Raw genomic sequence first — 9,724 nt, 5'->3', positions numbered from 1 at the left:
CGGCTGCTGCAGAAGTACGGCAAGGCCACTCCCGAGGCGCTGGTGGAGTCCGCGCTGTGGGAGGCGTCCCTCTTCGAGGAGCACGACTTCCGCGACATCAAGATCTCGGTGAAGCACAACGACCCGGTCGTGATGATCAATGCCTACCGGCAGCTGGCCGCCCAGTGCGACTACCCGCTGCACCTGGGCGTGACCGAGGCGGGCCCGGCCTTCCAGGGCACGATCAAGTCGGCGGTGGCCTTCGGCGCGCTGCTCGCGGAGGGCATCGGCGACACGATCCGGGTGTCGCTGAGCGCGCCGCCGGTGGAGGAGATCAAGGTCGGCAATCAGATCCTGGAGTCGTTGAACCTGCGGCAGCGCGGTCTGGAGATCGTGTCCTGTCCGTCGTGCGGGCGGGCGCAGGTGGACGTGTACAAGCTGGCCGAGGAGGTCACGGCGGGTCTCACCGGCATGGAGGTTCCCCTCCGTGTGGCGGTCATGGGCTGTGTGGTCAACGGTCCGGGTGAGGCCCGTGAGGCGGACCTGGGTGTCGCGTCCGGCAACGGCAAGGGGCAGATCTTCGTGAAGGGCGAGGTCATCAAGACGGTGCCCGAGTCGAGGATCGTGGAGACCCTCATCGAGGAGGCCATGAAGATCGCCGAGCAGATGGAACGGGACGGTGTCGCGTCCGGGGAACCGGCCGTCACGGTGAGCTGAAGCGGCACGGACCCGGGGACGGCACGGACCGATACGTACGGCACGACCGAGCCGAGGAGCGTACGGAATGACGGCAGCGGAAGCGGAACACCCGGCGGAGGGGGCCCCGGGGGCGGGGAAGGGGGAGTTCGACCTCGGCAGGCTGCTGGCCGAGCGCGGGGCCGAACGCTACGCACTCCACGCCCGGCACCTCAACCACCAGCTCCCGCGCATGCTGCACACCATCGGCTTCGACAAGGTGTACGAGCGGGCCGAGGGGGCGCACTTCTGGGACGCGGACGGCGGCGACTACCTGGACATGCTCGCCGGGTTCGGGGTGATGGGCGTGGGCCGGCACCACCCCGTGGTCCGCAAGGCCCTGCACGACGTCCTCGACGCCTCCCTCGCCGACCTCACCCGCTTCGACTGCCAGCCGCTGCCCGGGCTGCTGGCCGAGCGGCTGCTCGCCCACAGTCCGTACCTGGACCGGGTGTTCTTCGGCAGCAGCGGGACGGAGGCGGTGGAGACCGCGCTGAAGTTCGCCCGGTACGCCACGGGCCGGCCCCGCGTCCTGTACTGCGCGCACGCCTTCCACGGGCTCACCACCGGCTCCCTGTCGGTGAACGGCGAGGCCGCCTTCCGGGACGGCTTCGCGCCCCTGCTCCCCGACACGGCCGTCCCGCTGGGCGACCTGGACGCCCTGGCGCGGGAGCTGGGGAAGGGCGACGTGGCCGCGCTCATCGTCGAGCCGATCCAGGGCAAGGGCGTGCACGAGGCCCCGCCCGGCTACCTGCGCGCCGCCCAGGACCTGCTGCACCGGCACGGCGCCCTGCTCATCGCCGACGAGGTGCAGACCGGGCTCGGCCGCACCGGCGACTTCTACGCCCACCAGCACGAGCCCGGCGTGGAGCCGGACCTCGTCTGCGTGGCCAAGTCGCTGTCCGGGGGCTACGTCCCCGTCGGGGCGACCCTCGGCAAGGACTGGATCTTCAAGAAGGTCTACTCGTCGATGGACCGCGTCCTCGTCCACTCGGCGAGCTTCGGCGGAGGCGCCCAGGCCATGGCGGCCGGCCTCGCCGTGCTGTCGGTGCTGGAGGACGAGCACCTGGTGGACCGCGCCCGGGTCCTGGGGGAGCGGCTGAAGTCCCGGCTCACGGCGCTGGCCGGGACGTACGAACTGCTCGCCGACGTGCGCGGCCGGGGGCTGATGATCGGCATCGAGTTCGGGCGGCCCACGTCGCTGCGGCTGCGCGGCCGCTGGAGCGTGCTGCAGGCCGCGCGCAAGGGGCTGTTCGCGCAGCTGGTCGTGGTACCGCTGCTGCGGCGGCACCGCATCCTCACCCAGGTCTCCGGCGACCACCTGGAGGTGATCAAGCTGATCCCGCCGCTGGTCCTGGACGAGGCGGACGTGGACCGTTTCGTCGACGCCTTCACCGAGGTGATGGACGACGCGCACAGCGGCAGCGGGCTGCTCTGGGACTTCGGGCGGACGCTGGTGCGGCAGGCCGTGGCGCATCGCTAGGATGCGCGGACCGGGGGCGGGTCCGGCCGTCCGTACCCGCCCACGAGCCGCTTTGCCCCAGAGGCAAGAAGTTTGCCGCTGGGGCAAAAATGCGGCTCAATGGAGTGCATGAGCGCCTCCGAGCCCGGGCCGGTCGAGGACCTGCCCGCCGTAGCCCCGCAACTGCGCGCCCTGCGGCGCCGCGCCTCCCTCACCCTCGAGGCCGCCGCCCGGACCGCCGGACTGTCCCCCGCGCACCTGTCGCGGCTGGAGACCGGACAGCGGCAACCCTCGCTGCCGATGCTGCTGACGCTCGCCCGTGTGTACGGTACGACGGTTTCGGAGCTGCTGGGCGAATCGGTCGCCGAACGTGACGCGGTCGTCCGCGCCACCGACATGGAACCCACGCGCGCGGGCGGCTGGACCTACTGGCAGGCGGGCGCCCCCGGCCGGGGCATGCAGTCCCTGCGCGTCCACGTCCCCCACGGCTCGCAGGGCGACATCGTGCGCGTTCACCCCGGTGAGGAGTGGCTGTACGTCCTGAAGGGCCGGCTGCGGCTGCGCCTCGGGGACGTCACCCACGTGCTCGACCCCGGGGACAGCGCGCACTTCGACTCGCTGACCCCGCACCGCATCGCCGCCGCCGACGAGGACGGCGCCGACCTGCTGTTCGTCCACACCCTCCTGCAGAGCCCGACCACCGCGCTCTGCCTCGGACCGACGACCCTGGGAGTGACCCCGTGAGCGATCTGGAGACGAAGTTCCCCCGCGCCCTGTGGATCCGGCTGATCATCTACATCGCGGTCGGCCACCTCTTCGCGGCGTTCATCTGGCTGCTGTTCGAGGTGGGTGCCAAGTAGCGGAAGCCGCCTGACCATGGGGCCCGTGGCGGCCGGGAGCTCAGTCCAGCAGCCGCTCGCGCAGCCGCTCCCGCACCTCGGGAGTGAGGCCGAGGCCCCGCTCCAGATACGCTTCCACGCCGCCCCACCGCTCCTCGATCGCGTCGAAGGCCGCCCGGAGGTACTCGGCGCGCGCGTCGAACAGGGGGCTCAGCAGCTCCATCACCTCGGGCGAGTAGGCGCTCGCCGCCGTCGAACTGCGGTGCACCTTGTAGCGCCGGTGCTTCTCGTTCGACTTCAGGTAGTCGGCCATGATCGCCTCGCGGTCCACGCCGAGCGCCAGGAGCGTCACCGCGATCGACAGGCCCGCCCGGTCCTTGCCCGCCGCGCAGTGCATCAGGGCGGGCACGCTGTCCTCGGCCAGCGCGTGCAGCACCCGGGAGTGCTCGGCCGTGCGCCCGGTGATGATCGTGCGGTACGAGCCGGTCATCCGGGCCGCGCCCTTGCCGTCGGCCAGGATCGAGCGCAGCTGGTCGAGGTCGCCGTCGCGGACCATCCGCCAGAACTCCGCTCCGTCGGCAGGGTCGCTCAGCGGCAGGTTCACGTTGCGCACGCCGGGCAGCGCGACGTCGGGACCCTCCAGCTTCTGGTCGGCCGCGTTGCGGAAGTCGAAGACCGTGTGCAGCCCCAGGGAGGCGAGCGCCGCGGCGTCCTCGTCGCTCGCGTGCGCCAGGTGCCCGCTGCGGAACAGCCGCCCCCGCGCCACACGCCGGCCGTCCACGGTCGGCAGACCGCCCACGTCGCGGAAGTTGCGGACCGAGGTCAGCTCGGGTTCGGTCGACGGGACCTGCTGCGTCACGAAGGGCTCCTCCCAGGGGGCCGTCGGCGGTGCGCGGCTCGGCACGCCGACAGGTGCGACCTCGACGATACGACACGGCTGTGGCCGCCGAGCAGTCGTCGGTGAGGCGTTGCCAGACGGCCCCCACCGGCACGATGATGTTCACGTCTGATCGTGTCTGTTTGATTATGTGAGGGTGTCATGGTGGAGATCGGCTCAGCCGGCCGCGTCTGGTTGCTGTCGGGACCGGCCAGCAGCTACGCGCTGCGTCTCACCGAGGACGGCGAACTGCTGCACCTCCACTGGGGTGCGCGCATCGAGCTCGCGGACGCCGAGGAGCTCGCGGCCCGGCCCCTGCCGCCGTCGCGCGACTCCTTCGAGTCCCGGCTCGACGGGCACGAGGAGTACCCGGTCGAGGGCGGTGCCCGCTTCGTGCGGCCCGCGCTGTCCGTCCGTACGGACGAGGTGCGCGGCACCGAATGGGCCTTCGCGGCGTACGAGGTGGAGGACGAGGAGCTGCGGCTGCGGTTCACCGACCACGGGCTCGCCGTCACGCTGCACTACCGGATGCGCGACGACGTCGTGGAGCGCCGGGTGACCCTGGCCAACGAGGGCCCGGAGCCGGTGGAGGTGCTGCGCGCCGACTCCGCGACCTGGACGCTCCCGCTGCGCGAGGGCTGGCGGCTCTCCCAGCTGCACGGGCGGTGGGCGGCCGAGTCCCGGCTGGTCCGCACCGACCTCACCTACGGGGAGAAGGTCATCGGCAGCCGGCGCGGGCACACCGGGCACCAGCACCTGCCGTGGGTCGCGCTCGACACCGACGGGGCGACCGAGGAGCGCGGCGAGGTGTACGGGTGCGCGCTCGGCTGGTCGGGCACCTGGCGCATCGCCGTGGCCCAGCTCCCCGACGCGCGGGTGCAGATCACCGGCGGCGCCGGGTACGACGACTCCGGCCTCCTGCGGCTGGCGGCGGGGGAGACCTTCACGACGCCCGTCTTCGCGGGGCTGTGGAGCGACGGCGGCTTCGGCGGGGCGAGCCGGGCCTGGCACGCGTACCAGCGCAGGCACGTCGTCCCGGACGCCGGCCGTGACCGTCCGGTGCTCTACAACTCCTGGGAGGCCACCTACTTCGACATCTCGGAGGACCAGCAGCGCGAGCTGGCGCGGCGGGCGGCGTCCCTCGGGGTCGAGCTGTTCGTGGTCGACGACGGCTGGTTCGGGGCGCGCACCAGCGACCGGGCGGGCCTCGGCGACTGGACGCCGAACCCCGAGCGCTTCCCGGCCGGTCTCAAGCCGCTCGCGGACGACGTGCACGCGCTCGGCATGCAGTTCGGCATCTGGGTCGAGCCCGAGATGGTGAACCCCGACAGCGACCTGTACCGGGCGCACCCCGACTGGGTGCAGTTCATGCCGGGCCGCGGCCGCACCGAGCTGCGCAACCAGCTCGTCCTCAACCTCGCGCGCCCGGACGTCCAGGAGTACCTGTGGGAGCGGCTGGACACCCTGCTGTCCAGCGCCCCCATCGACTACGTGAAGTGGGACTTCAACCGCTGCTTCACCGACGCCGGCTGGCCCGGCGAACCGTACCCGCAGAAGCTCTGGGTGGAGCACGTGCACGCCTTCTACGCGCTGCTGGACCGGCTGCGGGCCGCGCACCCCGGCGTCGCCTTCGAGGCCTGCTCGGGCGGCGGCGGCCGCATCGACCTCGGCGTCATGTCCCGTACGGACCAGGTGTGGACCTCCGACAACACCGATCCCCTGGACCGGCTCGCCATCCAGCACGGCTTCAGCCAGATCCATCCCGCGCGCGTGATGGCCGCCTGGGTCACCGACAGCCCGAACGAGCAGCTCAACGGGCGGGTGAGTACGCTGGCGTTCCGTTTCGTCAGCGCCATGGCCGGTGTGCTCGGTGTCGGCGGCGACCTCAGCCGGTGGAGCGAGCGGGAACTCGCGGAGGCGCGGGACTGGGTGGCCCTCTACAAGGAGATCCGGCCGGTCGTCCAGCACGGCGACCTGTACCGGCTGCGGCCACCGGCGGGCGGGCCGAGCGCCGTGAGCTACGTCCTCGGTGACGAGGTCGTCGTCCTCGCCTGGCTCCAGGCCCAGCACTACGGGGAGCCGCCCGCACCGCTCCGGTTGCGCGGGCTCGACCCGAAGGGGATGTATGAGTGCCGTGAAACGGGTGAGACGTACCGGGGTGCGGTGCTGATGCACCACGGGCTGCCGGTCGGGTTGCGCGGCGACTTCGATGCGAAGGTTGTCAGGCTACGTCGTATTTGATTCCTTCGCCGGGATTGGCGTTCGGTGTCCAAGTGGCCCTGGTGTAAAGCGTGGTCAACGAGTCGGGCGTGACCAGGGTCATAGGAGTGACGTTGCGTGGTCGTCATGTCCACGTAATAGCCCGGAGTTGTCGGGTGGGTCGGGAAAAGGGGACGACCGTTCATCGACGGAGGGTGACCGGGACCTCCCCTCGACCACCCGGAAACAAGACGCACAAAAAATGCGAATGGTTGTCCCCGCACCGGTAAGTCGCCTACTTTCGGCGTCAATCCGGGCGGACGCCGAATCCTGCCACCGGCCGGAGCCGTCAACTCACCCGTACACGGCAGGAGCGGGGGACCCACAGGTACGACTGCCCGGTCCGGTCATCCGGAACGGGCTAGGGGTCAAGCCGTGCCCACCACGGCCGGGCATCTCCAGCCCGAACCCGACAGCTCACCTCGCAGGCGCCGGAGAGGAATGCGCCATGCCCGCCAAGGGTAAGCACCGCCGCCCGAAGACCCAGCGCTTCACCCGCTCGATCGCCGCCGCCGGAACCGGTGGCGCGGCGCTCGCGCTCCCCCTGATCGGGGCCACCGGGGCCCATGCCTCGGCCCCGGCGGAGGCCGTCACCCAGACCTCGGAGCTCCCCCGCCTCCCCCAGGCGCCGCAGCAGGCGGTGGCCCAGCAGGCCGCCGCCGCCCAGGCCGTCAAGCAGCAGGCCGGGACGTCCACCGCCGCCGCCGCGAAGTCCGCGACGACGCGGACGTACGCCGTGAAGTCCGGCGACTACCTGTCCCGGATCGCCGAGGAGCAGGACGTCACCGGCGGCTGGCAGTCGATCTACGCGGACAACCGCGAGGCGATCGGCTCCAACCCGTCCCTCATCCACCCCGGCCTGGAGCTCAGCCTCGACGGCAGGGCCCCGTCGAGCGCCGGCGCCCCGTCCTCGGGCAGCGGCGCCTCGTCCTCGGGCGGTGACTCCGGGTCCGCGGCGAAGAGCGGGGCGTCGGAGCGGAAGGCGCCGGCGGAGCAGCAGGCGGCGCCCGAGCGGAAGGCGCCGACGGAGCGCAAGACCGAGGCCCCGGCCGAGAAGCCGGCCGCCGACACGTCGGACACCCGGGCCCAGGGCAGCGGCGGGGGCAGCTCCGCCTCCGGCTTCACCCGCCCGGTCTCCGGCGCCGTGGGCACCTCCTACCGCGTCTCGGGCAGCATGTGGTCCAGTGGCTACCACACCGGTGTCGACTTCGCGGTCCCGACCGGCACCTCGCTCAAGGCCGTCGGCTCGGGCACGGTCGTCTCCGCCGGCTGGGGCGGCTCGTACGGCAACCAGGTCGTCGTCCGGCTCGCGGACGGCCACTACGCGCAGTACGCCCACCTGTCCTCGCTCTCCGTCTCGGTGGGCCAGACCGTGGGCGCGGGCCAGCAGGTCGGCCTGTCCGGCGCCACCGGCAACGTGACCGGACCGCACCTGCACTTCGAGATCCGTACCGCCTCGGGCTACGGCTCGGACGTCGACCCGCTGGCGTACCTGCGCGCCAAGGGCGTCTCCCTCTGACCGACCCTGACCGCCCCTGACCGACCCACCCACCCGGCGACGCACTCGTGAGGCCGGGCCCCGCCGACCGCGGGGCCCGGCCTCACGGTGTACGGAGCGGGTCGTTCCCCGGGCCGGTCTTATTCCGGAATTGACCAACACTTGACGAGTGGCTTATCTCACCGCCCGTCAACCCCTTCCTACGGTCGCGTAGCTCACATCCCACGGTGAAAGATGGACCGACGTGGCAGACGATGTGATGAGGCACGACAGCAGAACAGTGATCGGGTCGTACGTGGCGGTGGGCGACAGCTTCACCGAGGGCGTCGGGGACCCCGGACCCGACGGCGCGTTCGTCGGCTGGGCCGACCGGTTCGCGGTCCTTCTCGCCGACCGGCTCCCCGAGGGCGGATTCGGCTACACGAACCTGGCCGTGCGCGGGAAACTGCTCGACCAGATCGTCGCGGACCAGGTTCCGCGGGCGCGGGAGATGGCGCCGGACCTGATCTCCTTCTGCGCGGGCGGCAACGACATCATCCGTCCCGGCACCGACCCCGACGAGGTCGCCGAGCGCTTCGAGCGCGCGGTCGCCGACCTCACCTCGGCCGCCGGCACCGTCATGGTGACCACCGGGTTCGACACCCGCACCGTGCCCGTGCTGAAGCGCATGCGCGGCAAGATCGCCACGTACAACGGTCATGTGCGGGCCATCGCCGACCGGTACGGCTGCCCGGTACTGGACCTGTGGTCCCTGCGGACCATCCAGGACCGGCGCGCCTGGGACGCGGACCGGCTGCACCTGTCGCCCGAGGGGCACACGCGGGTGGCGCTGCGGGCCGGACAGGTCCTCGGCCTGGACATCCCGGCGGACCCGGACCAGCCGTGGCCGCCGCTCCCGCCGCGCGGCAACCTGGAGGTGCGCCGCGACAACATCCAGTGGGCCCGCGAGTACCTGGTGCCGTGGATCGGGCGCCGGCTGCGCGGGGAGTCCTCCGGCGACCGCGTCGTGGCGAAGGGGGCCCTCTCCCCGGCGGACATCCGGATGCGTATCGGGACGGTGGCCTGAGCGCCGCGGAAGGAGCGCGCCGGTGGGTGCGCTGGGGCCGAAGGGGCCCTGACCGCCGTGTTTCCCCTGTTCCCCGTGTTCCCCTGTGGAGTTGGGGGGACTGTCATGGGGGCGGACCATAATGGAACGCCTCAGCGTATTCACCAGGAGGTGCCGTGTCCGGTTCCCGATCCTCGCGCCGCGGGCTACGCGCGTTGCGGCCCGCAGCCTTCGGCGCGGATCCCAGCGGAGCGCGCCTCGCCCGGATCCACAGATCGCCGCACTTCGCGAACGGCGTCTTCGTGAACCCGGAGGGCGCCCGCGTGCTCCCCGCCGGAGGTTCCGGCAGGCTGGAGATGGCCAAGGCGTACTTCCGCAAGGAGGAGCGCGCCCGCCGCGCCCCGGCGGGCCCCGTGCCGCTGCACCGCACGACCGCCGCCGACCTGGCCGCGCCCCCGGCGAGCGGCCTGCGCCTGACCTGGGCCGGGCACTCCAGCGTCCTCGCCGAGATCGACGGGCACCGCGTGCTCTTCGACCCCGTCTGGGGCGAGCGTTGCTCTCCGTTCGCCTTCGCCGGCCCCAAGCGGCTCCACCCGGTGCCGCTGCCGCTGTCCGCGCTCGGCCCCCTCGACGTCGTCGTCATCTCCCACGACCACTACGACCACCTCGACCTGCCCACGATCAAGGCGCTGGCCCGCACGGACACCCTCTTCGCGGTCCCCCTCGGCATCGGCGCCCACCTGGAGCACTGGGGCGTGGCCGAGGGACGGATACGCGAGCTGGACTGGCAGGAGTCGACGCAGGTGGGCGGCCTCACCCTGACCGCGACCCCGGCCCGCCACTTCTGCGGCCGCGGCCTGCGCAACAAGCAGCACACCCTGTGGGCCTCCTGGGTGGTCGCGAGTGACGAGCACCGGATCTACCACAGCGGCGACACCGGCTACTTCGAGGGCTTCAAGGAGATCGGTGCCGAGCACGGCCCGTTCGACGCCACGATGATCCAGATCGGTGCGTACTCCGAGTACTGGCC

Annotated in this window: 9 protein-coding genes and 1 riboswitch; of the genes, 8 read left to right on the top strand and 1 reads right to left on the bottom strand. The window is 72.1% G+C overall.

What is annotated here, in order from left to right; translation table 11 throughout:
- From UW392_RS16055 to UW392_RS16040, 4 genes are all read left to right on the top strand, one after another.
- Positions 1-696, top strand: a 696-nt coding sequence (locus UW392_RS16055; RefSeq protein ID WP_320775684.1) for a flavodoxin-dependent (E)-4-hydroxy-3-methylbut-2-enyl-diphosphate synthase, incomplete at its 5' end; no start/stop codon positions are given.
- A gap of 67 nt (positions 697-763) precedes the next feature.
- Entirely contained in the window at positions 764-2,197 is a 1,434-nt protein-coding gene (locus UW392_RS16050) for an aspartate aminotransferase family protein (RefSeq protein WP_320775683.1), read from the top strand.
- Positions 2,198-2,305: 108 nt separating this feature from the next.
- Positions 2,306-2,920 carry an XRE family transcriptional regulator gene (locus UW392_RS16045; protein ID WP_320775682.1) on the top strand — a complete coding sequence of 205 codons (615 nt, stop codon included), beginning with the start codon at positions 2,306-2,308 and terminating at the stop codon, positions 2,918-2,920.
- Complete coding sequence (locus tag UW392_RS16040) at positions 2,917-3,036, top strand: DUF6126 family protein (RefSeq protein WP_320775681.1); 120 nt, start codon at positions 2,917-2,919, stop codon at positions 3,034-3,036. Before UW392_RS16045 ends, UW392_RS16040 begins: the two co-directional genes overlap by 4 nt.
- A gap of 40 nt (positions 3,037-3,076) precedes the next feature.
- On the opposite strand, the gene UW392_RS16035 is transcribed toward UW392_RS16040, so the two are convergent.
- Positions 3,077-3,874 (bottom strand): tyrosine-protein phosphatase, encoded by a 798-nt coding sequence (locus tag UW392_RS16035; RefSeq protein ID WP_320775680.1) that lies wholly within the window; start codon positions 3,872-3,874, stop codon positions 3,077-3,079.
- A gap of 180 nt (positions 3,875-4,054) precedes the next feature.
- On the opposite strand from UW392_RS16035, the gene UW392_RS16030 reads away from it, so the two are divergent.
- The 4 genes from UW392_RS16030 to UW392_RS16015 form a co-directional block, all read left to right on the top strand.
- Positions 4,055-6,133 carry an alpha-galactosidase gene (locus tag UW392_RS16030; RefSeq protein WP_320775679.1) on the top strand — a complete coding sequence of 693 codons (2,079 nt, stop codon included), beginning with the start codon at positions 4,055-4,057 and terminating at the stop codon, positions 6,131-6,133.
- Positions 6,134-6,402: 269 nt separating this feature from the next.
- A riboswitch (cyclic di-AMP (ydaO/yuaA leader) is annotated at positions 6,403-6,595 on the top strand.
- Between the two features lie 4 nt (positions 6,596-6,599).
- A complete protein-coding gene (locus UW392_RS16025; protein ID WP_320775678.1) occupies positions 6,600-7,670 on the top strand; it encodes a LysM peptidoglycan-binding domain-containing M23 family metallopeptidase in 1,071 nt (356 codons plus the stop codon).
- Between the two features lie 259 nt (positions 7,671-7,929).
- Positions 7,930-8,715, top strand: a complete 786-nt coding sequence (locus UW392_RS16020; protein WP_320775685.1) for an SGNH/GDSL hydrolase family protein — start codon at positions 7,930-7,932, stop codon at positions 8,713-8,715.
- Positions 8,716-8,870: 155 nt separating this feature from the next.
- A partial coding sequence (locus tag UW392_RS16015; protein WP_320775677.1) for an MBL fold metallo-hydrolase occupies positions 8,871-9,724 on the top strand: 854 nt, incomplete at its 3' end.

It is taken from the genome of Streptomyces sp. CRN 30 (genome assembly GCF_034105845.1).
Note: the sequence above shows the minus strand (reverse complement) of the source record. Positions and strands in the feature narration are given on the sequence as shown.